The following is a 22075-nucleotide window of genomic DNA, read 5'->3' as shown; positions in this document are numbered from 1 at the left end:
AACCCACTAGCAAAAATCTGTACCGGACCACAGATCCTCCTTTTCCACGATGAGCCTGGTGGATTCCCTCGGGCCTGACACAAACGAGACTTGCAGAGGAATGCGGTTCGGTCGACTCGCCGTCGTGGTCACGGCCCCCTCCTCGTCTCGCATGAGGACATCGGTTACGTCCACGCACATATACGCGCGCACGGAAGCAGAGCCCACGGCAACATCGTGATAACGCACCAGCGAGACGGTATCGATGGTGGATGCGCCAGAACCAATACGTCCAGACTCTTCGAGTTTCGCAAACGCAGCGATCACCTCTGCTCGGTATCCGCTGCTCACATACTCAGTGATGCGCTCAGAATCTGCGCCGCCCTCATTCGTGATTTGGTTCGACATCGTCGCGTAGGCCTCATACGACGTGATTGCAGCGGCGAGGGCCTCGTCGTTCGAGGCGAAGACCGGCTCGACCACGGGGTCGGGGCTGTTGGTCCACGCGGGAACGAGGGGCGCGGAGCATCCGGCCAGGGTCGTCGCCGCGACCACCATCGAAGCGGCTAGAAACCCTCGAGTAGGAGTGCGCATGCGGTCAATGTAGAACACATCGGAACTTCTGTGGAGTTATCCACAGGGTCATGTCCCGCCCACCAGTCGCGTTCGTGACGTGGCCCGGCGCGAGAATCACGGTCTCGGCACTCCTTGAAACCCGCGGCACTCGACCTATCGAGTGCCGCGGAAACTAATGCGTGCCGTGACGGCATCCGCTGCCGGGGCACGTGAACCGCGCCACACGCCGCCACTTCCTCGCGCTGAGTAGGGTTGGCGGCTGCCGATCCGAATCAGCGAGCGACGCGGGTCAGTGCACGTAGACGGTGATGGGCGCCGCGAGCGGACCCGCCGGCCGCACTGCGAACGAGGAGAGCGCGCCGTCGCCGGAATACCCGACCGCGGCGACGATGGCCTCAGCTCCGGTTACCGCGTAGTTCGTGCCTGCGATGAGCGGCACGTCCACCGGGGCCCCCGCGGGCACGGCAATCGTCACGCGGGTCCCACCCTCGGGTGCCAGTGAGATGCGGGCATCCGTTGTGGCGGTATTCACGAGGTGCAGCACGGGGCCGGGGCCGGGTGCAACGCTCACGAGGAAGTCATCGGTGAGTGCCTCCGAGGCGGTGAACCACGAGAAGTCCTTGTTCGCGGTGCCCGTCGTCTCGGTGCGCGCGGCGGCCACGACGGGCTGGTCGGATGTGACCTCGATCGAGAAGGTTCCTTCGGTGAGATCGGGCAGCGGAATATCCGTGGCGATGCCCGGCTCCAGCTCGACCTCCCTTGACGTTCCCGCCGTGCCCGCGGTCGTGCTGACGACGCCGACCTGCACCGTGGCCGGCTCCGTGCCCGTGACGAGAACGCGCACGCTCGGCGTACCCTCAGGCAATCCGGCGTCTGTGCCGTTCGCATCTGCCGCGGGCGACGACAAGAGCCGCACCCCCGCGATGACCTGCCTGAAGTCCGGGCGGGCCGACGACGCAATGAGCTCGAGGCCATCCGGTTCAATACCGCGAATGCTGCTCTGCTCAAGCGTGGCCGACGTCTGTCCGCCACTCGACTGCACGTGCACGACCGGAGACATGAGGTTGGGGGCGAGTCCCGCGAGCGAGACGATGCGCTGCTCGCCGGGCTGCACGAGAATGCCGGTCGCTCCCGGAGCATCCACAATGCCGGCCTCACCAAAAACGCTGATATCAACCGTGGCGAGCACGGTCGTGGGGTTGCTCAGCAGCACGAGGCTCGTGCGGCCGACATCGGTCGAGCCGCCCACGAGCCACGCGTCGCTCGTGGCCTCGGCGCACGCCGCAGCGGTGAATCCGGCCAGAGTCTCGGTCGCCAGGGTCTGCGACTGACTTCCGGCGATCAGCGGCGCCTCGGTCGCCCCGGGCTCGGCGAGCAGGCTCAGCACCAGCGGTGCCGCCGCCCCGGAGGAGTCATCGACACCTGTGAGGTCCCGCTCGGTGATTGGGAGAGCGGTGTCGCTCGCGGCCGTGGAACGTGCGATGTGCACGGCTTCGGCTTGCCCAACGGATGTTGCGGCTTGCGCTTGACTCGAATCTTCCGCCAAGTTCAAAACGGGACCAGGGCATACCCGTTGCTGCTCACTCGGCATGGGCGCGACGACCTGGGACGCTGGGGACGCTGGGGACGCGGTGATCGTCGGCCACGGCAGCGTGACGCCGCCACCCACGATCCCGACGGTGAGAGCGACCCCTGCAAGGCCGACGGTGACGGTGAGTGCGCGCTTACCGATGCGCGCCGGTGCGGAGTTACTGGGCATTGTCGGCCACCTCGGGCTTCGTCGGGGTGCTGTCGGGGCCGGCCGCGGGTTCCTGGCGTGGTCTTGCGTCCGTTTCGGCGTCGGGCGACTGCTGACGCGGGGCGAATGCCTGCTGGCGTTTACGTTCGAGCCTGTCAGCGGGTGATTCGAAGGTCGATCGGCGCGGGCCAGCGGTCGGCACTGGCTCGTCGGCGCTGGGCGCCTCGGGGGCTGGGGGCGCCCACCTCTCAGCGTTCAGCGTGGCCGAATCAGCCTTGCGCGGCGCTTCTTCTGCTGCCCGCGTGGCCGCGTCAGCCGTATCCGTCGACGCGTCCCGACTGGGCGCGGCCTTGGCAGCGCTGGCGTCCGCCTTTGATGCGGCTTTGGCCGCGGTCGCATCGTCCTTCGCGGCGGTTTTCGCGGCCGTGGCGTCGTCCTTCGCGGCGACCTTCGCAGCGCTGGCGTCGTCCTTCGCGGCGACCTTCGCAGCGCTGGCGTCAGTTTTGGCCGCGGCCCTGGCCGCGGCCCTGGCCGCGGCCCTGGCCGCGGTGGCGTCGGACTTCGCAGTGCTGGCCGCCGCTTTCAACGCGGCGCGAGAGACCTTCTTCGGTGCGTCCGCCGGCAGTGTGCCCGGCGCGGAATCGGCCGGTTCAGCCGAGGCGCCCGTGGCCGCGGCCTGTGCGGCTGAGGGCACCGGGACATCCGGTGTCGCAGCCTTGGTGCGGCCAATGCGTCGCTTGGGTTTGGCGTTCTCGCGCGCGGCGCGGCGGATCGCTTCGCGGTTGGCCTGGCGAACGGCTTCACGTCCGGCGCCGGTAGGAACGGAGAGCAGCACGGTGATGCCGATCACAACGAGTACAGCGAGTGTGGCAAGCAGACCATAGAGACCGCCGGCGTTCGACGGAATCTCCGCGAACGCAGGCTCCTCGGACGTTGCCTCGTGCTGCCACAGTCGCCCGAAGCTCGTGTCCCCAACCGGCGCGAGCGCCGCGTTGCCGTCGAGGGCGGTTTCCGTGCGAATTGCCGTGGCCGCAGCCGCGGGGCTCAAAGTGGCCACCACGCCGTTCTCGGGCGCCGCTTCGACCTGCAACACCACAAAACGGATGCCGAAGTCGGCCAGTCCCTGAGCCGAGTCCAGGCCGCTGCGGGAGGCGAGGTTGCCGGCGAGGACCGCGAGTTCCCGCTGATTCGCAGTGGGGGTCTGGTCGGTGCTCTCCAGCGTGGACTGCTGGTTGAGAACCGCGCCGGTTCCCCGCACCACCACGGCCTGAATACCGCCGTCGGCCTGCGGCGTGATCTGCAGCGTGCCGACCCTCGGATTGATCTGGGCCTCAGCGTCGACGAATGCAGGCTGCGTGCGGCCCTGTCCCTTGTCGACCACCGACATGCCGAGCGGATATGCGGCCAAAAGCGGGACCGCCACCAGGGCGAGCGCGAAGGCGACAGTGAGGCCAGGAGCCAGCGCCACGCGTCGCAGGGCGCGCAACGCGATGATCGCGGCGCCGACGATTCCCATCCAGTAGAGGCTCAGGCCGGCACCCGACCACACACCGATCGATTCGGAGCCGACCGACGCAACACTGAGGTGGTTCGCGGCGAGGGCCGTGCCGAAACCGAGCAGGCCGAGCAGCAGGGCCATCGCGCCGCTCCGCGCACCATTGAGCAGCAGCGCGACGAGGGCGAGCAGCGCAAGCGGGATGAGCAGCGCGGGCACCAGGATCTCGGCGTTCACAGCCGACAGTCCGAGCCTGTCCAGCATCGGAATCCATCCGCCCAGCTCGCCCAGAGGGAACCCGAGCGCGAGCTGCGCGGCGCTCACGGGCGAGGTGGAGACCGGCAGCCCGGGGTCCGCGAGCAGGCCGAGCCAGTTGCCTCGAGCGCCCTGTTCGATGATCAGCGGACCGAAGAGCGCAAGCGCCGGCAGTGGAATGCCGATGAACCGCATGATGCTGCGTCCGCTGGTCGCCACGGCGATGAGCCACATCACGAGCAGCGCCGGCGCGAGCGACGGGGCACACGCCACAATCGCGGCAAAAAGCAGGGCAGCGGATGCCGATGCCGACCACGAGCGCGCAGCCGAGAACCCGGCGAAGAACAACCAGGGAAGCAGGAGGTGCACGAGAATCGCGGCGGGGCGCCCGGTGGAGAGCGCACTCAGGAACGTGGGGGCCAGGACCCACATGACGGCGGCGAGGGCACGCAACGCGCCGCGTTCGGTGAAGCGCGTCGACGCCATCCATGCGCCGAAGGCGGCGAGGGGCACGGCGAGCAGGTACACGAGAACGATGGAGAAGGACGGTGCCCACGCGGTGAGCGAACCCAGAACAGCGAGCACTGCACTGAAGGGGTCGGCGGCGCCCACGAATCCGAGACCCACATCGCGCCAGCCGTACGTGGCGCTCCTCCAGAGGTCGGTGAGATTGGCTGACAGCGGCAGCATCCCGCCGCCGGTCAGGGTGCGCGCGTTAAGCAGGGACGCGAACATGATCGCGGACAGCAGCCCGGCGGCGAGCAGGGTCCACGCGCCGCCGCTAGCGAAGAAGCGCATCTCGGGGCGGTCTCCGCGGATTCCCGCGAGACTCGCTTCACGCTGCAGGGCGTGGCGGCGTCGCATTTCGGCATTCGTCACCCGCAGGCTCGCGATAGACGCCCAACCGAGGGTCCGCGTGGCGGCGAGGCGGCGCCGCGCCCTGGCGACTCTTCCCAGATGGAAGGCTGCACCGAACGCGGTAGCGAATTCGCCGAGCACCGCGCCCGGTTCTTTCCGGAGGAGTTGCCCGATGGAGCGCAGAAAAGCGAGGGGGATCAGGGAGAGCCAGTGGATGGGCAACGCCCAGCTGGGCGAATACACGAGCCGTCGGTGCAGCTGCGCTGCGCGTTCCGCGCGCACCCGGCGTCGCCGCAAGCGTCCTCGAGAGGACTGGTTGGGGCCGGCCACGCCGTCACCGGCGGAGACGACCCGGGCGGCAGCGACGACCGACACTCGGAATCCGGCGAGTCGAACGCGCACGCAGAAGTCAAGGGAGTCGTCGACAGCAGGCAGCGCGGCGTCGAAGCCCTCAAGCTGGTTCCACACCGTGTGGCGAACAAGCATGCCGCCGGCGCTGACGGCGAGCACGTCGCTGAGGCCGTCGTGCTGGCCCTGATCGAGTTCGCTCTCCACGAGCGACACCGTGGTTCCGCTGGGTGTCATCGTGAGACCGAAATCGTGAATGTATTGCCGGGCCTCCCACTCCATCACCTTGGGTCCGGCAACGGCCACCGACGGGGAGATCTCGAGTTGTGCCAGCAGCGCCGCGAGGGCGCCCGGCTCGGGGGCGCTGTCCTGCGCGAGCAGCCACAGCATCTCGCGGTCGTGCTCAGGGGGCGTGATGACGGCCACCCCGGCAGAAATCGCCTCACCGAAGCTCAAACCGGCGGATGCCGCGATGAATTTGGTGGGGCCGAAGTCGCCGAGAAGCTTGGCTGTGGCATCCGTTGACCCGCCGTCAACCGTGATCACAATGTCGGGCTGACGGGTTTGGCGAGCGAGCGCCTCAAGAGTTCGCTCAAGGTGTTTCGCACCGTTACGGGCGACAAGGATGGCAGTGACTCTCGGTTGCATAACGTAGACAGCCTAAGTCGGGGATCACCCACGGGGGCCAGGTGGGAGGGCGCGCCTCAAAATCAGGTCCGTCGAAGTATGCCCGAAAAAGGATTAGGCGCGTTTGCGCAGCTTGCGGCGCTCGCGTTCGGAGAGACCGCCCCAGATGCCGAAACGCTCGTCATTGGCCAGCGCGTATTCCAGGCACTGAGCGCGAACCTCGCACGACGCACAGATTTTCTTCGCGTCGCGGGTCGATCCGCCCTTTTCAGGGAAAAAAGCCTCGGGATCGGTCTGCGCGCAGAGGGAATCCGTCTGCCAGGAGAGCGGATTACCTTCGCCCTCGTCCGATCGCACGCCGGGAACACCCAGCCGAACAGGGTCGACGAACCAGTCCTCGGGAACCCCAGAACGATAATTGGATACAGCCATATCGTCTCCCACCGATCAGGTGACACCCCGGTTGCGCGCCACTCCCTAATTACACCGTTGTAGTTCCATTTCGTCAAGTCGTTTATCGTAAACCCTCAATACTCGATCGATAGTTGCGACGCGCCCAAAGGGTCAAAGTCGGTCGTTGGGGAGGTTATGCCTCCGAATGAACGAATTCTCCGTCTTCGAGCCCCGCGCTCGCCTGCGGCGCGGCGGCGGCCGACGCCTGCTCCGACGCCCACGCGCTGCGCACCATGTCCTCGAGTGTGTGACGCATCTTCCAGTCCAGATCGCGGGCGGCGAGCTCCCCTGAGGCCACGATCCGGTCGGGATCCCCGGCGCGACGCGGACCCAGATCGGGCTCAAAATCGATGCCGGTAACGGTCGACACGGTCGTCATGATCTGGCCAACCGACACCCCGTCGCCGCTTCCGAGGTTGTAGACCGGGGCGATCGCCTCATCCGCGGCGAGTCGCCGGGCGGCAGCCACATGCGAGGTGGCCAGGTCGGCCACGTGAATGTAGTCGCGCACGCACGTGCCGTCGGGCGTTTGGTAGTCGTTGCCGTTGATGCGGGGCGTGCGGCCCTCACGGAGAGCGGTGAAGACGAGCGGGAAGAGATTGTGCGGGCTCGTGTCGCGCAGGTCGAGCGCGCCCGAGCCGACGACGTTGAAGTAGCGCAGGGAGGTGTGCTGCAGTCCGGTGGCGATACCCTGGTCGCGCAGCAGCCATTCACCAATCAGCTTCGACTCCCCATACGGCGACTCGGGGCTCTTCGACGTGTCTTCCGTCACCAGATCCGTGTGCGGGGTGCCGTAGACGGCGGCGCTGGACGAAAACACGATGCGGGCGACCCCCGCGGTCTCCATGGCCGCGAGAAGCGTCGCCGTAGCCGTGACGTTCTGCTCGTAGGTGTGCAACGGACGCTGCACGGACACGCCCGCGTACTTGAATCCAGCCACGTGCACGACACCGTCGATCTGGTGGTCGGCGAAAAGGTCCATCAGCAGCGCGCCGTCAAGCAGGTCTCCGCGCACAAACGGCACCATCGGAGGTACGAATTCGGCATGACCGCTCGACAGGTCATCCAGAACGACTACCGGGATTCCCTCGGCCAGAAAGGCCCGAACGACATGCGATCCAATGTATCCGGCTCCACCAGTGACCAACCAGGCCATATTCACTCTCACAACCGACTCAAGCGCAGCCCGGTGCTGACGCCCCTTCAGACTATCTCTCGGCTCCGACTCGGGCACGGAGCCGCCGCACCTGCGGGAGTCAGGTGCCCGTCGTGGCGAGAAAAACTTCGCCGGTGCCCGCAAAGGTAAGTGTGCCCTCGTCGGGCGTCACGTACACCGACTGGCCGCGCTTGAGCTGCACGGATGCCTGCGCTCCCGCCACCAGGAACCCACCGGCCGTGCAGATCGCGATCCCGGGGCCCGTGAGCGTGAACTGCCGCATCACCGGAACCGCCGCAGCCGCAGCCGCCTCGGCCACAATGTGCACGAGCTGGAAGTCGGGCACGTCGGGACGAAAGACCGAGACACCGTGCGAATCGACGGTGGGTACCAGGTACGGCGGAGCCACGGGCGTGAAGTCGAGCACGGCGAGCAGCTCGTCAATGTCGATGTGCTTGGGGGTGAGTCCGCCGCGGAGCACGTTGTCGGATGCGGCCATCACTTCGATGCCGAGACCGGAGAGGTAGGCGTGAATATTGCCGGCCGGCAGATACAGCGCCTCGCCACGCTTCAACGACACCCGGTTAACGAGCAGGGCTATCACGATGCCCGGGTCGCCGGGGTACTCGGCAGCAAGAGATTGCACGGTGGCGAGCTCCCGCGCGAAGGTGATCACCGCACCGCCACCGGCGAGGAACACCGCGTGCTCGGCGAGCACCACCACGCGCTCCACGAGCCACTTCACCTCGCCCGAGTCGCCGCCGCGGCCATCGCGCAGCAGCCAGTCGACGGTGTCGCGCACCGCGTCGGGACCGGTCAGTCGGCTCTCGAGCGCGTCGAGTGCGCCGGCCTGCGGGTCGTCGGTCGCCACGTCGAGCGCGCGCAGCTCGTCGATGATGCGCCGCACCTCGCCCAGGTCGCGGAATCCGCTCAGCGCCTCGAACGTCTCGCTGAGCGCAAAAATAAGCTCGGGCTTGTGAAACGGGTCGCGATAGTTGCGGGTGCCGGCGTCCACGGGCACATCCGAGGCGTTCTCCAGCTCGAAGCCCTCGAGCGCGCGCTCCGATGTGGGGTGTGCCTGCAGGGAGAGCGGGCGGTCTGCGGCGAGAATCTTGAGCAAGAACGGCAGGCGCGGCGACGCCGCCGTGGCGCCGGCTCCACCGGCGAGGGGGGCGGAGCCCGCAGCGCCCACAGAGCTGGCTCCGGCGAGCGCTGCGCCCAGCGCCACCTCGGGCGCTGCGGCGATCCACTCGGCAAGGTTCGTGGCACCACCCACCTGGCCCGGGTCTTCAATCTTCGAGGGCGATCCGGCGTGCGCACCAAGCCACAGCTCGGCCTCGGGCTGACCCGAGGGCTCATGGCCCATCAGATCGGCAATGGCCATGGCCGATCCCCAGGCGTAATTTCGAGGTGTATTGGTGATGCCCACAAACATGACTGACTCTTTCCCTCGGGGTTTGGATCAAACTACCAACCAGTTTGTCGACGCTTCTACCTCCCCCTAGGCTCGCACGCATTTGCCAGCGTGATTCGCCCAACCCTGGGCGGCAGCGGCGAACCCGACGGACGGAGCACCATATGACCACGAGCGACTTCTTGGGTTATCAGGATCTGCTGACCGACCGCGAGCAGGCCGCCCTCAGCGAACTGCGCGCCTACCTCGACGCCGAGGTGCGCCCGATCGTCAACGGATGCTGGGAGCGTGCCGAATTCCCCATGCAGGTCATCAAGCCTCTCGCTCAGCTGGGAGTGTATTCCTACTCATGGCCTGAGCTGGCTCCGTTCGAGAACTCGGCGGTGTTTCGCGGATTCGTGGCGCTCGAGTTGTCGCGCGTCGACGCATCCATGGCCACCTTCGCGGGGGTGCAGACCGGCCTGGTCGCGGGCTCTATCGCGGTCTGCGGTTCGCCGGAGCAGCGCGCGGAGTGGCTGCCGAAGATCACGTCGGGCGAGCTGGTCGGCGCGTTCGGCCTCACCGAACCGCTGTCGGGAAGTGACGCGGCGCGCGGCCTTCAGACCACGGCTCGGCGCGAGGGCGACACCTGGGTGCTCAACGGCGCCAAGCGCTGGATCGGCAACGGCACGTTCTCCGACGTCACCATCATCTGGGCGCGCGACGAGGCCGACGACCAGGTGAAGGGCTTCATGGTGCTCACCGACACCCCCGGCTACACGGCCACAAAGATTGAGGGCAAGATCAGCCTGCGTACCGTGCAGAATGCCGACATCACGCTGGAGAACGTTGAGGTTCCCGAGAGCATGCGCCTGCAGAACGCGAACTCCTTCAAAGACACCGCAAAGGTTCTGCGCCTCACCCGCGCCGAGGTGTCATGGTCTTCCGTGGGCAACGCGGTCGGAGCCTACGATGCGGCCGTTGCCTACTCCAAGTCGCGGATACAGTTCGGCAAGCCGATTGGTGGCCACCAGCTGGTGCAGGATCTTCTGGTCAAAAGCCTCGGCAACATCACCGCGAGCCTCGGAATGGTCGTGCGGGTCTCGCAGCTGCTCGACGAGGGCACCCAGCGCGACGAGCACTCGGCCCTCGCGAAGACGTACACGACCAGTCGCATGCGCGAGACCGTGGCCTGGTGCCGTGAACTGTTCGGCGGCAACGGCATCGCACTGGAATACAACGTGGCCCGGCACTTCGCCGATGCCGAAGCGCTCTACTCCTACGAGGGTACCCAGGAGATGAACACCCTCATCGTGGGCCGCACGATCACCGGAAAGGCCGCCTTCATCTAGCCTCTCCCCCTCCGTCCTCCTTCCCCTCCCTCTGTCCTCCTCCCTCCTCCCCGCAAAACCGGTGATTCTCGCGCCACGCCGCGTTTGACGGCAGATCGGTCCGGCGTGTCTCAGAATGTCCGGTTTTGTGGAGGGCCTGCGTGGGCGGGTGGGGTCGGGCCGGGCGGGTACGCGGCTTGCAGCAGTGGATGTGCGCGCGCTACCTTCGCGGTATGACACACGTGGGTAGGCGCGCACCGTCCGACCGGGGCATCCGTTGAGCGAGGTCGACGCGATCGTCGTGGGCTCGGGCCCGAACGGACTCGCCGCCGCCGTCACCTTGGCCCGCGCCGGGCTCTCCGTGCGCGTCTACGAGAAGAACTCGATCCCCGGCGGCGGCGCGAGCACCGCGGAGCTCACCCTCCCCGGCTTCCACCACGACATCGGCTCCGCCGTGCACCCCATGGCCCTCGCCTCGGAGTTCTTCCAGCGCTTCGGCATCACCGACCGCGTCAAGATGCTCGTCCCCGACATCTCCTACGGCCATCCGCTCGCGGGCGGCCGCGCCGGCATCGCCTACCGCGACCTCGAACGCACCGCCGCGACCCTCGGCCCCGTCGACGGGCGCGCCTGGCTCGACCTCTTCCGTCCGCTACTGCGCGACGTGGATGCCGTAGCCGAGTTCACCGGGAATCAGCTCTTGCGCGTGCCGCGGCATCCGCTCACGGTCACCCGGTTCGGGTTGCGCGTGCTCGAGCAGGGAACCGGTGCCTGGAACCTCCGGTTTCGCCATGACGCGGCCCCCGCGCTGCTCACCGGCGCGTTCGCCCACGCGATTCAGAAACTCCCGAGCCTCTCGACCGCGGGAGCCGGACTCATTCTTGCCCTGCACGGCCACGCTCGCGGCTGGCCGATTCCGGTGGGCGGCAGTGGCACCATCGTGGGCGCCCTTGTGGACGACCTGATCGCACACGGCGGCGAGATCGTGACGGACACCTTCGTGCGGCGCCTCGCCGACCTGCCGCCGGCCAAGATTGTGCTGCTCGACGTGGCCCCGCGGGCGCTCGCGCAGATGGCCGACCTACCGCCCGCCTACGCGCGGCAGCTCGCGCGCTTCAGCTACGGCAACGCCGTGGCGAAGGTGGACTATGCGCTCTCCGGACCGGTGCCGTGGAGCGCGCCCGAGCTGCGTGACGCGCCGACCCTACATGTGGGCGGCACCCGGGCCGAGATCGCGCGCGCGGAGAACACCGTATCGCGCGGACGGCACGCCGCGGAGCCCTACGTTCTCGTCTCGCAGCCGAGCGTTATGGATTCCACGCGCGCCCCCGCCGGCCAGCACGTGCTGTGGGCCTACACGCACGTTCCGCGCGGTTCCACCGAAGACCAGACCGAAAGCATCACCCGCCAGATCGAACGGTTCGCGCCCGGGTTCCGCGACACGATTCTCGCCTCGGCGAGCCGAACGGCCGTTGATCTGGAGAACCACAATCCCAACTACGTGGGCGGCGACATCGCGGCCGGCTCGGTCTCGATCGGCCAGCTGATCGCGCGGCCCGTGCTGTCAACCGACCCGTGGCGCACTCCCCTGCCCGGCGTCTACCTCTGCTCCTCGTCGACGCCGCCCGGACCCGGCGTGCACGGCCTCGCCGGATACCGCGCCGCCCTCAGCGCCCTCCATCACGAATACGGAATACGCCAACCCCCGTCGCTCGCGCCCACAGACGGCCCGGCGGCATCCACTCCCTGAACCGGCGCCATCACACGCTTGTCGGCCCCACGCGCGTGCACAGACCGCAGACGGATGCCGCGGCGAGCCCAGTCACACCGGCCCGGGCCGGTAACCTTATGACCATGTCCGCCGTTCGCAGTCGTTTCGTCGTTCGCACCTTTGCGACGTTTGTGTTGTTCACGGTGCTGGCCGGCCAATTCTGGCGCAACCTGGGCGGCTGGTGGGGTTTCGGCGCCATCGCCCTGATCGTGGTTGCCGGGAGCGTGGTGGGCCTGATCCTTGAGAAGCCCGACTGGAAATGGCGCCGGTTCCCCCGATCCCTGATCCTCTTCATGCTGCTCGCGACCCTGTCGATCCTGTGGTCGTTCTACCAGGGGGTAAGCCTCCTCGGCGTCGCGCTGCAGTGGTGCACCACCTTCGCGGCCCTCTTCGTGGCCCTCATCCTGACCTGGTCAGAGCTGTTGCGCACCCTCGGGGTCGCCCTCCGGTGGATCCTCGCGCTCTCCCTCACCTTCGAACTCTTCGTCATCGTCGTGATTCAGCAGCCCGTGCTCCCCTTCTTCGTGGAGTACGAAGGCAAGATACCGCTGGCGTTCTACTGGTCCCGAGGGCTGCTGCTCGAGGGCGGACCCATCGAGGGCATCGTCGCCAACCGCAACCTCCTCGGCTTTCTGGCACTGATCGCCGTGATCGTGTTCGCCGTGCAGTTGGCCGCGCGCACCGTCAAGCGCGGCTGGGGCGTGGCCTGGCTGGCACTTGCCGTCGCGATGCTCCTGCTCACCCGGTCGGCCACCGTCACCGTTGCGACCCTCGTCGTGCTTGTGGTGCTCGGCTTCGTTCTCTGGGCGAGAAGCGTGCACCACCAGTCCCGGCGGCCGGTCTATGTCGTTGCCGCGGCATCCGTTGTGGCTGGCGTGGCCGCGTCGCTGGCTTTTTTCCCCCTGTTGACACAGCTGTTCGGCAGAAGTCCTGACCTCACGGGTCGCTTCGATATTTGGTACAGCGTCACCGAGCTGGCGAGCGAACGTCCCGGGTTCGGCTGGGGCTGGGTGGGGTATTGGGCACCGTGGGTCGAGCCGTTCCAGGGGCTCGCCGTGCGCAAGGGAGTCACCTACCTGCAGGCTCACAACGCCTGGCTGGATGTGTGGCTGCAGCTCGGAATCGTGGGCCTCATCCTGTTTGCGGCGCTTGTGTTCGCCACCATGTGGCGTGCGTGGTTTCTGGCGATCGATCGCCCGCGGCTCGGCGTTGCGGATACCGCACCTTTTCGGGCATCCGCTCTGCTGCCGCTGTTGATCATGGCCGCACTGATTGCGCAAAGCGTGGCGGAGAGTCGCCTGCTGATCGAATACGGGTGGCTGCTGCTCGTGGTCATGGCCGTAATGACCAAGCGACAACAGGGCACGCCCGCGCCAATGCCGTAGCGCCGCCCGACACAGATAAATTGGAAATCCATGACGTCGCCACGCACCACTCCCCCCGTCCTCCTCGAGGCGATCAAACGTGTGCTCGCGTCGCCCAAATTCGCGGCGTCCATGACCCTGGTCATTCTCGGGGTGGCATTCTCCACGCACCTGCTCCGCAGCATGATGGGCTGGGCCGGACTCGACGGCATCATTGTGGGGCTCGTGTTACTCGCCACGCTCTCGCTCCTGGCGCGTCGACCCATTGTGGAGTGGCACGGCCTGCTGCCCATCTCCATCATCGTGTTCGTGGCCTGGTGCGCGATTTCTCTGGTGTGGAGCGGGTACCCGCTGCACACCCTCGCCGGTGTGGGCTACCAGATAGCGTTCGGCTTCCTCGCGATCTACGTGGCGCTCGTGCGCGACACGTTCCAGGTTGTTCGGGCTTCGGGTGACGTACTCCGGGTGCTGCTCGGACTGTCGATTGGGCTTGAAGTGCTCTCCGGGTTGCTGCTCGACCTGCCGATCACGTTCCTCGGGATCCAAGGCGATATCGCCGAGCTCGGCCCCATGCAGGGCGTATTCGGCTCCCGGAATGTCTTGGGTCTCATGGCCCTCATCGCGCTCATCACGTTCGCCGTTGAGCTCCGGGCCCGGTCGATCCCACGCGGCAAGGGCATCGCGTCGCTGTGGCTTGCGGCGGTGTGCCTGCTGTTCACCCGCTCGCCGGTGATCGTGGTGGTGGGTGTCGTGGTGGTCCTGGCCGCCCTCGCGCTCATGTGGTTGCGCCGCACGTCCGTGGCCGCGCGCTGGCGTCTGCAGCTGGGCCTGCTCGCGGCAATGCTCTTCGCCCTCCTGGCCGTCTGGTTCGGCCGCAGTGTGCTCATCACCCAGCTCAACGCCGGAAGCGAGTTCGAGGTGCGCTACGGGCTCTGGACCGAGATGTGGCGGCTCGTGAAGCTGCATCCGCTCGAAGGGTGGGGTTGGGCGGGAATCTGGCCCAGCAACGTCAGCCCCTACGGTTGGCTCGACTTCACGACCGGCGTCGCGCACACCTCGGGCCTCAACGCCTACGTCGACGTGTATTTCCAGGTGGGCGTCATCGGCTTCCTGGCCTTCCTCGTGCTCGTCACGCTCGCCCTGGTGCGCTCGTGGCTGCTCGCCAGCAACAAACGCTCACTCGTATATGTGTGGCCCGCCCTCATCCTCGTGGCGTTGCTCGTGAACGGCACCGCCGAAAGCACCCTTCTCGTGGAGTCCGGATGGCTCCTGCTGTGCATCAGCTCGGTCAAAGCCGCGCAGGGCCTGAGCTGGCGCAGCGCGCTCCCCTTCAAGAGCGACGCCAGCTAGCCACTCTCCAACGGATGCTTCGCACAGCCGCCCACACAGGGCGCGCGAGTCCGACACACCCGCGTCTAAGACTCGGAGCTGAAGCCGTTCAGCGCGACGCTGCTGTGGGCCGCCGGGATGCCGGAGGACTCTCGGTCGGTCTCGCGCTGCGCGGTGCTGACGATGAGTACGGTCACGATCAGGGCGATGCCGACGAGAACGAAGGCGCTGCCGGCCACGACGACGCCGATGCGCAGCCTGCGACGACGAGCCTGATCGTCCGCCATCGGCTTGCGGCGCGCTGGCTGATTGTCGAGCATGGTTAATCCCTCCGAGAGCGCGCCACAAGCCTACTGCCGAAGGGTGTCGGCGTGATCGCGGTACCAGTCCACCGTGGAGCGCAGACCCGCTTCAAGGCCGATGCGGGCTGTCCAGCCGGCGTTGGCAAGTTTGGAGACGTCGAGGAGTTTCTGCGGAGTTCCGTCCGGCTTGCCTGTGTCCCACTCTGTGGTGCCGGCGAAGCCAACGACACGGGCGATCGTCTCGGCGATCTCCTTGATCGTCACGTCGCGACCAGTTCCGACATTCACCTGCTCCGGGCCGTCGTAGTGCTCCAGCAGGTGCAGACACGCCTCAGCCATGTCATCGACATGCAAGAATTCGCGGCGCGGAGTTCCGGTGCCCCAATTCGTCACGGACGTCGCACCAGACTTCGCGGCGTCGTCGTAGCGGCGAATCAAAGCTGGCAGAACGTGAGACCCCGCCGGGGAGAAGTTGTCGCCCGGGCCGTAAAGGTTCGTCGGCATCGCCGAGATCCACGGCAGCCCGTACTGGCGCCGCACGGCCTGGATCTGCAAGATTCCGGCGATCTTCGCGATCGCATAGGCGTCGTTCGTCGGCTCTAGGTGCCCAGTGAGCAGAGAGTCTTCCCGGATCGGCTGGGGCGCGAGCCGCGGATAGATGCAGCTCGACCCGAGGAACAAGAGTCGCTCCACGCCGTGCTTCAACGCGGCGTCGAGCACGTTCACCTGAATGCGCAGGTTGTCGCTCAGGAAGTCAACCGGGTACGTGTTGTTGGCCAGGATCCCACCGACCTTCGCCGCAGCAAGAACCACGAAGCGCGGTTTCGTCACGGCAAAGAACGCGAAAACCGCGTCGCGGTCCTTCAAATCAAGCTCAGCCGACGACCTGCCGACGAGGTCCGTGAACCCCTCGGACTGCAGGCGGCGCCAAATGGCGGAGCCGACGAGGCCGCGGTGCCCAGCCACGTAGAACGTGCCGGTGCGGTCCAAGGAGCCGGGGGTGAAGTCCACGTGGTCGCGTTCATCACTCTCGGTCATCGTCACTTGGTCCCCCAGCTGGCGAGTTTGACCTCATCAATCCAACGCCCACCGGCATGGCTGAGCGCGGTAATGTCGGCGTCAACCATGATGCGGGCGAGCTCTGCCGTGTCAACGGTGGCCTTCCAGCCCAGCTTGACCTCCGCCTTCGAGGCGTCGCCCACGAGTGCATCCACCTCGGTGGGGCGCAGGTAACGCTCGTCGAAGCGGACGTGCTTCTCCCAGTCCAGGCCCGCATGCTCGAACGCCGTCTGCACGAAGTCACGCACCGTGAAGTTGCCACCGGTGGCGAGTACGAAGTCTTCGGGCTCATCCACCTGCAACATGCGCCACATGCCTTCCACATACTCGGCCGCGTAGCCCCAGTCGCGGATGGAGTCGAGGTTACCGAGATACACGTGGCTCTGCGTGCCAGCCTTGATCGCGGCCACAGCGCGGGTGATCTTGCGCGTCACGAACGTTTCACCACGGCGCGGCGACTCGTGGTTGAAGAGGATGCCGTTGACGGCGAACATGCCGTAGGCCTCGCGGTAGTTCTTCGTGATCCAGTAGGAATACACCTTCGCGGCCCCATACGGGGAGCGCGGGTAGAACGGGGTGTCCTCGTTCTGCGGCGGCGGCGTCGCGCCGAACATCTCCGAGCTGGAGGCCTGGTAGAAACGGCAGTGGATGCCCGACATCCGCACGGCCTCGAGCAGGCGAATGGTTCCCATGCCCGTCGTGTCAGCCGTGTGCTCGGGCTCATCGAACGACACGCGCACGTGCGACTGCGCGGCCAGGTTGTAGACCTCGTCAGGCTTGATCTCCGCCAGCAACGTCGACAGACGTGACCCGTCGCTCAGGTCGCCGTAGTGCAGGTACAGCTTCGCGCCGGTATCGTGCGGGTCAACGTAGAGGTGATCGATACGAGACGTATTGAACGTAGACGCCCGCCGGATCAGGCCGTGAACCTCGTAGCCCTTGCCGAGCAGAAGCTCAGCGAGGTATGAACCGTCTTGTCCGGTAATTCCGGTGATTAGTGCGCGCTTGGCCATGAAGTTCCCTACTATGTGGCTGGAAAGGCTCGGCCGTGCACGCGGTCACCCACTGCAGCCGAACCCTCGACCCATAGAGCTTACCGATCAATCCAGCACCGGCTGCCCCGGAGACGACACCCCGACCATGAATACGCCTCGTCTTTGAGAGTCACGAACCGGTCGAAATGGATGAGGGCAGTCCTGGCTGCTCGCATCTACCATCACGCTGGATGTCACCACACGCTCCCAAACCGTCTTCCTCCTCACCGGCCGCAGCCCGGCCCGGGCAGCCGATTACTAGGGGTCACAGACGCAACGATCCGCTCCGCGATGCCCTCAGGGCCGCGGAGACCGAGCTGCAAACCAGCGTCCCGGCGACTGTGGGCAATGATGAAACATTGATACTGGGGCTAGGCACGCGACGCCATGGGTTCGAGCGGCTACAATCCGAACCCCTAGTAGAGACGTCAGTGCCGTCTGACCTGAGCGCGGTGACAATGACGCCGCACGGAAGCCATCGCCGCGGGGCGGCCGCAGCTCAGGCCTGGGCGCTGACTTGCCGTGCGGCGAACGCCGATGCCCAGCGAATCGGGTAGTTCCATATCGGGCTAAGTGGGCGCAGGCCGGCTGGAAGGTGTCGGCGCTTGACGGCTTCGGATTCGACGCTGGAGTTCAATCGGTTGGCCACGGTGAGGGAGTCTGGGTGCCAACGGAAGGCTGAGACAGGCACTCGCGTCGAAATAAACTTGCCGTACTTGCGCAGCTTCAAGAACGCGTCGAGGTCCATGGCGTACTTCAGCCCTACGTCGAATCCGCCGATCGCTTCCAGCGCATCGAGACGAATCATGGTCCCGGGGTGCGGGATGAGGTCGGGGCCCCATGCCAACAGGAACGTGGCCAGAGCTCCGGCATTGCTGAGAGCGAGCTTCTTGCCCGTGGGGTCGATGTATTCACAGCCCCCGAATGACAGCACTGCCGACGCGTCATTGTCGAGCATGGCCTGTAGTCGTTTGAGGCCCCCGGGGCGGAATAGGTCGTCGTCGCCGATCCATGCGTAGTAGCGCTCGTTGGTGCGTGCGGCCAGGCCGCAGTTGATAGCCGCAGAAATACCGGTCTTGGGGTCGTCGATCACAGTGGCACCGTACTCGACGGCTATGGCGCGCGCTTCGATTGCGCCTAGCGGAGCTACAACTGCGAGCGTGAGTGCAACTTCTTGACGCTGGTGCTTCACCGTTTCAAGCGTCTCGCGAAGGCTGTCGAGCCTGTCACCGAGTGTCGGTAATACGACGAGGATGTCTGAACTGCTCATGAGCTTGCGGAAACCGCGTGCCTTTCACGTGTGGTGGACTGAGGATTCTTCACACCTCACCCGGGTAACCCCCGAATCGCGCGCGACCGCGCATAGGTGAAGCCGAGAGGAGTCTACCGGTGCTTATTGAGTAATGAGGCGCGGCCGGGACCGCCGAGATGTTGCGAGAAAGATCCCATGGATCAGTAGCCCAGCAACCGGACCCGCCACCAAGGCCAGGCACGTGCGTGCCGTGAAGTCGAGCGGCATGAGAAGCGCCAACACCGTAACCATGGCTGCCACGACCCAGCCTGATGTGTAGACAAAATGTTGGGACCGAGCCAGAACCGCCGGGGCGCTAATGCACATCGCGCCGACAAAGGCTGAGGAGAAAACCAGCACAGCGATGAACCATCCTTCCGGCTGGAGCTGCCCTGGGAAAAGGAAACCGAAAACGGCTGGGCCAATCAACCACCCAGCGCCGGCCAGTACGATGGCGGCGCCGAATACAAGGGCCTGGATGCTGAGAAACCGCTTCCAGAAGCTCTCCACATTGTCGCGAAACATGATGAGGAAATAGCTCTGAAGCGACATCGCGACAATGATCAAGGGCGCACGTGTCAACGTAATGGTCAGGATGAAGAGACCAAGAAGTTCCGGGGCTTCGCCCGCCGAGCTGACACCCAAAACCAGAGGGAATCCGCTGACCATAATTCCGGTCCCAGCTGCTGCAACCATGGTTCGCGACACATTCCATGTGAGCGCTCGGTATCCCACATCCAGCTGGGTGCGTCCTACAATCGAATTCCGGAAGAACGGCCAGAGGATCAACAGAGTCAAAGGGAAGGGCAGCGCGACGGCCCATGCCAGAGCCACGACATCGTCTGTCCAGATGAGCACAACGGACACAGCCACAAGTCGCATGACCGCGTCAACGCTAACCATGAGAGCCACGGCCTTCCATTTCGAAGCGCCGTACAGTGTGCCGGCCAGCACCGCAACCATTACGGATGCCGATGCACCAACAGCCAACGGCCACACAAGTTTCCAGCCGTCCGCTGGGAAGACAAACCCGACCCAAAGCGGCGAAGTACACACGATGACGAGAAAGACCAGGAGCCCAGCCCACAAACCGAAGTTGCGGGCCTTGCTCGCGCGCCCTCCAGGCATCCTCTCGATGGGAAGTGTCGCTCGCGTCACCTCCTGCTGGACGCCGCCGAGCGTGCCCACGACGAGGTAGAGAAATGACCAGAGGGAGGCGAAGACAGCGTAGCCCGCGAGGCCGATTTGGTTCGGAACAATCCACATGACCAGGTACGACGCGACACCCGCAATCCCGGTCGCTCCCAAGATGAGAGTGAAGCCAGACACCTTCGCTCTGGGAAGCCGCTTGAGCTCGGGTTTGTTCACGGAATTCATCCTAACGACGCTTGTACGGGCGTCACCTCCGAGGGGTCCACGGCTGGCAACTACGCGGGCTGGGTGAGATCGCGCACGATATCTTGCAGACCGAGCCCATACCGCGCGTAACGACCCGTGCTCCATTCTGCTACGACGGGCCGAAGGCGCCTCGCGCGACTGGCTGGTAGCCCGCTGCGAATACGCTCGTGACAAAGTTTCTCCTCGATCGCTTGAGCATCTGACTCGGTTAAAGCGAAGCCCGAGGACTCAACCCGGTCGGCGAGGGACTGGGCCCGGTTCAACAAGCGCGCGTTGCGATCAGCACGTGACACGCGTAATCGATTGATGCCGATGCGCAACGTCAGGCTGCTGACACCGATCTCGTTTCTGCCGTGCTGACGGTAGTCGATGAGCGGGGCCTCGAGCATGTCCATTTCTCCCGTAGCTGCAGCGATCATGGCCAGCCACTCATCGTGCACCCAAGAGGCGGGAAATGGTTCCGCTCGCTCCAGAAGCTCTCGGCGCAACATGGCTGTGGCTCCTGTCACGATATTACGTCGAAGGAGAACGGAAAACGCGATGCCCTGGTGGACAGAGCGTTTCTCTTCGGCGGACAGGGACAGCGCCCCGAAGAGCGTTGCCCCCATTGGTTCCCCGTCCTGCCCCACCAGTCGTGCGTCCGAGTGAAGGAGAAGCAGTCCTGGCCGGCCCGCAAATTCGGCGAGCATCTGTTCCATCTTGACGGGGCTCCACACATCGTCCTGATCGCAAAGCGCCAAGAGATCACCGGAACAGGCTGCCAAGGCCTGCGCAAAATTCGCCGTGACACCAAGTGCCGTGGAATTTTGCATCACGGTGAGCGCAGGCGCGGTACGGTCCCCAAAAATCTCGAGGGCCAGAGAAAGAGTCGCGTCGGTAGACGCATCGTCACTGATGACAATTTCATCGGGGACTCTCGTTTGGTTCAAAATGCTGTGTAGCTGAGCGCCAAGAAATTCAGCACCGTTATGAGTACACAGGGCGACCGAAACCATCGGGCGGGGCGTCTTAGCTGCTGGAATTTCCACCAGACGAGCCTACCGAAGAACCGGGAGTTGATTACTCACTTGGTAGGATTCCCAGTATGACTAGCTCTCTCAAGGCCACGCTAATAGTGATGCCTGCATTCAACGAGGAGGAGTCGGTCGCCGCCGTCGTCACCGAAGTTTTCACCAAGCTTCCCGGCATCAGCGTCCTCGTCGTAGATGATGGCTCCACCGACCGAACGGTCGCGGAGGCGCGAAGTGCCGGCGCGACCGTCATCAGCCTGCCGTTCAACTTGGGTGTTGGCGGCGCGATGCGGGCAGGCTTTAAATACGCCATGCTGCACGATTTTCAGAACGTCGTACAGGTTGATTCCGACGGCCAGCACGACCCTTCCGGAGTGCCGGAACTGCTGGCCGGGCTCGATTCCGCAGACCTTGTGCTGGGTGCTCGGTTTGCCGGCGAAGGAGACTATCTCGTCACCGGTCCCCGAAAGTGGGCGATGCTCGTATTGGCGCGAATCATCAGTCGACTGGCCGCAACGAAACTCACGGACACTACCTCAGGATTTCGTGCCACGGGCCCGCGAGCGGTTCGTCTCTTCGCGGAACACTATCCCGCAGAATATCTGGGCGACACCATCGAGTCGTTGGTCATCGCTGCTCGCGCCGGGTGCACGATCCGACAACTTCCTGTCGCAATGCGTCCACGCGCTGGCGGGGTACCCTCGCACGCCCCCTTCAAGGCCGCCGCGTACCTCGGCAGGGCGGGTATGGCTCTCCTGATTGCCCTTATGCGCCCGAGGGTTCCATTGACGGACGGGCGGAGCGCCTCGTGAACGTCGCCAGTTACGTGTTCGGAATCGTGGCAGCAGTTCTCGCGCTTACCGTAATTGTCGAAATGCTGCGTCGTCGTCGACTGCGCGAGCGCCACGCCGTGTGGTGGATTCTCGCTGGCGTTTTTGCTCTGGTCGTTGGAATCTTTCCGCAAACCCTTGTCTGGGCGTCGACCCTTGTCGGGGTTGAGATTCCCACCAACTTGGTCTTCTTCCTGAGCCTGCTCATTCTCTTTCTTGTCTGCATTCAGCACAGCGGCGAACTTACGGACTTGGAGGACAAGACTCGAGTATTGGCTGAGAATTCTGCGCTGCAACACGCCCGCATCGACGAGATGGAGCGAGCCCTCATCGAGATTCGCCACACCGACTAGGCTGTTGTGGTTCTCTGCCGCACCATTTGGTCCTGGCGTGAATCCGAGGAGTCTCGGGAAAGAACCGCCGTCATTTCGGCCCGACGGCACCTGCTTAGAAAGCTGAACCAAATGTGCATGAGCAT

The 22075-nt window shown here is 65.4% G+C and carries 18 protein-coding genes; 6 read left to right on the top strand and 12 right to left on the bottom strand.

Translation table 11 applies throughout. From position 1 onward, the window contains the following. Nucleotides 1-6: 6 nt before the first annotated feature. The 6 genes from EDD25_RS12025 to manA all read right to left on the bottom strand — a co-directional run bounded on the left by EDD25_RS12025 (nucleotide 7) and on the right by manA (nucleotide 8920). Nucleotides 7-573 carry a hypothetical protein gene (locus EDD25_RS12025; protein WP_134173482.1) on the bottom strand — a complete coding sequence of 189 codons (567 nt, stop codon included), beginning with the start codon at nucleotides 571-573 and terminating at the stop codon, nucleotides 7-9. 271 nt (nucleotides 574-844) lie between these two features. Continuing rightward, nucleotides 845-2314, bottom strand: coding sequence for a DUF5719 family protein (locus EDD25_RS12020; protein ID WP_134173481.1), 1470 nt, complete (start codon nucleotides 2312-2314; stop codon nucleotides 845-847). Beyond that, nucleotides 2304-5897, bottom strand: coding sequence for a glycosyltransferase (locus EDD25_RS12015; protein WP_134173480.1), 3594 nt, complete (start codon nucleotides 5895-5897; stop codon nucleotides 2304-2306). The genes EDD25_RS12020 and EDD25_RS12015 overlap by 11 nt, the downstream gene beginning before the upstream one ends. Nucleotides 5898-5990: 93 nt before the next feature. Then, nucleotides 5991-6308 (bottom strand): WhiB family transcriptional regulator, encoded by a 318-nt coding sequence (locus EDD25_RS12010; RefSeq protein ID WP_134175432.1) that lies wholly within the window; start codon nucleotides 6306-6308, stop codon nucleotides 5991-5993. A 154-nt stretch (nucleotides 6309-6462) separates the two neighbouring features. Continuing rightward, entirely contained in the window at nucleotides 6463-7485 is a 1023-nt protein-coding gene (galE, locus tag EDD25_RS12005) for a UDP-glucose 4-epimerase GalE (protein WP_134173479.1), read from the bottom strand. 100 nt (nucleotides 7486-7585) lie between these two features. After that, the gene (gene manA / locus EDD25_RS12000) at nucleotides 7586-8920 is read right to left on the bottom strand and encodes a mannose-6-phosphate isomerase, class I (protein WP_134173478.1); all 1335 of its coding nucleotides are present in this window, start codon (nucleotides 8918-8920) and stop codon (nucleotides 7586-7588) included. Between the two features lie 143 nt (nucleotides 8921-9063). On the opposite strand from manA, the gene EDD25_RS11995 reads away from it, so the two are divergent. The 4 genes from EDD25_RS11995 to EDD25_RS11980 all read left to right on the top strand — a co-directional run bounded on the left by EDD25_RS11995 (nucleotide 9064) and on the right by EDD25_RS11980 (nucleotide 14694). Then, complete coding sequence (locus tag EDD25_RS11995; RefSeq protein ID WP_134173477.1) at nucleotides 9064-10230, top strand: acyl-CoA dehydrogenase family protein; 1167 nt, start codon at nucleotides 9064-9066, stop codon at nucleotides 10228-10230. A 256-nt stretch (nucleotides 10231-10486) separates the two neighbouring features. Further along, on the top strand, nucleotides 10487-11959 hold the full coding sequence (locus tag EDD25_RS11990) for a phytoene desaturase family protein (RefSeq protein ID WP_134173476.1): 1473 nt from the start codon (nucleotides 10487-10489) through the stop codon (nucleotides 11957-11959). A gap of 104 nt (nucleotides 11960-12063) precedes the next feature. Then, nucleotides 12064-13365 carry an O-antigen ligase family protein gene (locus EDD25_RS11985; RefSeq protein ID WP_166671290.1) on the top strand — a complete coding sequence of 434 codons (1302 nt, stop codon included), beginning with the start codon at nucleotides 12064-12066 and terminating at the stop codon, nucleotides 13363-13365. 30 nt (nucleotides 13366-13395) lie between these two features. Then, nucleotides 13396-14694, top strand: coding sequence for an O-antigen ligase family protein (locus tag EDD25_RS11980; protein WP_134173474.1), 1299 nt, complete (start codon nucleotides 13396-13398; stop codon nucleotides 14692-14694). Nucleotides 14695-14759: 65 nt separating this feature from the next. Here the strand turns inward: EDD25_RS11980 and EDD25_RS11975 are convergent, their stop codons facing one another. The 6 genes from EDD25_RS11975 to EDD25_RS11950 all read right to left on the bottom strand — a co-directional run bounded on the left by EDD25_RS11975 (nucleotide 14760) and on the right by EDD25_RS11950 (nucleotide 20785). After that, nucleotides 14760-14993, bottom strand: a complete 234-nt coding sequence (locus tag EDD25_RS11975) for a hypothetical protein (protein WP_134173473.1) — start codon at nucleotides 14991-14993, stop codon at nucleotides 14760-14762. 30 nt (nucleotides 14994-15023) lie between these two features. Then, nucleotides 15024-16013, bottom strand: coding sequence for a GDP-L-fucose synthase family protein (locus EDD25_RS11970; protein WP_134173472.1), 990 nt, complete (start codon nucleotides 16011-16013; stop codon nucleotides 15024-15026). Nucleotides 16014-16015: 2 nt separating this feature from the next. Further along, the gene (gene gmd, locus EDD25_RS11965) at nucleotides 16016-17047 is read right to left on the bottom strand and encodes a GDP-mannose 4,6-dehydratase (RefSeq protein WP_134173471.1); all 1032 of its coding nucleotides are present in this window, start codon (nucleotides 17045-17047) and stop codon (nucleotides 16016-16018) included. A gap of 520 nt (nucleotides 17048-17567) precedes the next feature. Next, nucleotides 17568-18338, bottom strand: a complete 771-nt coding sequence (locus tag EDD25_RS11960) for a glycosyltransferase (protein WP_134173470.1) — start codon at nucleotides 18336-18338, stop codon at nucleotides 17568-17570. A 123-nt stretch (nucleotides 18339-18461) separates the two neighbouring features. Continuing rightward, nucleotides 18462-19727, bottom strand: coding sequence for a lipopolysaccharide biosynthesis protein (locus EDD25_RS11955; protein ID WP_134173469.1), 1266 nt, complete (start codon nucleotides 19725-19727; stop codon nucleotides 18462-18464). Nucleotides 19728-19786: 59 nt separating this feature from the next. Beyond that, entirely contained in the window at nucleotides 19787-20785 is a 999-nt protein-coding gene (locus EDD25_RS11950; protein ID WP_241986500.1) for a glycosyltransferase family 2 protein, read from the bottom strand. Nucleotides 20786-20841: 56 nt separating this feature from the next. On the opposite strand from EDD25_RS11950, the gene EDD25_RS11945 reads away from it, so the two are divergent. Together EDD25_RS11945 and EDD25_RS11940 are read left to right on the top strand one after the other, a co-directional pair. After that, nucleotides 20842-21579 (top strand): glycosyltransferase family 2 protein, encoded by a 738-nt coding sequence (locus tag EDD25_RS11945; protein WP_134173468.1) that lies wholly within the window; start codon nucleotides 20842-20844, stop codon nucleotides 21577-21579. Then, on the top strand, nucleotides 21576-21950 hold the full coding sequence (locus EDD25_RS11940; RefSeq protein ID WP_134173467.1) for a DUF2304 domain-containing protein: 375 nt from the start codon (nucleotides 21576-21578) through the stop codon (nucleotides 21948-21950). Before EDD25_RS11945 ends, EDD25_RS11940 begins: the two co-directional genes overlap by 4 nt. Nucleotides 21951-22075: the final 125 nt, after the last annotated feature.

The organism is Cryobacterium psychrophilum, from assembly GCF_004365915.1.
Classification (GTDB): Bacteria; Actinomycetota; Actinomycetes; order Actinomycetales; family Microbacteriaceae; genus Cryobacterium; species Cryobacterium psychrophilum.
This window is presented reverse-complemented; position numbering and strand designations above follow the sequence as displayed.

Bases quoted from the DNA above. Each gene is read 5' to 3' on its own strand.
- gmd (WP_134173471.1), bottom strand. From the start codon at position 17,047: ATGGCCAAGCGCGCACTAATCACCGGAATTACCGGACAAGACGGTTCA.
- manA (WP_134173478.1), bottom strand. From the start codon at position 8,920: ATGTTTGTGGGCATCACCAATACACCTCGAAATTACGCCTGGGGATCG.
- EDD25_RS11970 (WP_134173472.1), bottom strand. From the start codon at position 16,013: ATGACCGAGAGTGATGAACGCGACCACGTGGACTTCACCCCCGGCTCC.
- EDD25_RS12025 (WP_134173482.1), bottom strand. From the start codon at position 573: ATGCGCACTCCTACTCGAGGGTTTCTAGCCGCTTCGATGGTGGTCGCG.
- EDD25_RS12020 (WP_134173481.1), bottom strand. From the start codon at position 2,314: ATGCCCAGTAACTCCGCACCGGCGCGCATCGGTAAGCGCGCACTCACC.
- EDD25_RS11975 (WP_134173473.1), bottom strand. From the start codon at position 14,993: ATGCTCGACAATCAGCCAGCGCGCCGCAAGCCGATGGCGGACGATCAG.
- EDD25_RS11995 (WP_134173477.1), top strand. From the start codon at position 9,064: ATGACCACGAGCGACTTCTTGGGTTATCAGGATCTGCTGACCGACCGC.
- EDD25_RS11985 (WP_166671290.1), top strand. From the start codon at position 12,064: ATGTCCGCCGTTCGCAGTCGTTTCGTCGTTCGCACCTTTGCGACGTTT.
- EDD25_RS11945 (WP_134173468.1), top strand. From the start codon at position 20,842: ATGACTAGCTCTCTCAAGGCCACGCTAATAGTGATGCCTGCATTCAAC.
- EDD25_RS11960 (WP_134173470.1), bottom strand. From the start codon at position 18,338: ATGAGCAGTTCAGACATCCTCGTCGTATTACCGACACTCGGTGACAGG.
- EDD25_RS12015 (WP_134173480.1), bottom strand. From the start codon at position 5,897: ATGCAACCGAGAGTCACTGCCATCCTTGTCGCCCGTAACGGTGCGAAA.
- EDD25_RS12010 (WP_134175432.1), bottom strand. From the start codon at position 6,308: ATGGCTGTATCCAATTATCGTTCTGGGGTTCCCGAGGACTGGTTCGTC.
- galE (WP_134173479.1), bottom strand. From the start codon at position 7,485: ATGGCCTGGTTGGTCACTGGTGGAGCCGGATACATTGGATCGCATGTC.
- EDD25_RS11980 (WP_134173474.1), top strand. From the start codon at position 13,396: ATGACGTCGCCACGCACCACTCCCCCCGTCCTCCTCGAGGCGATCAAA.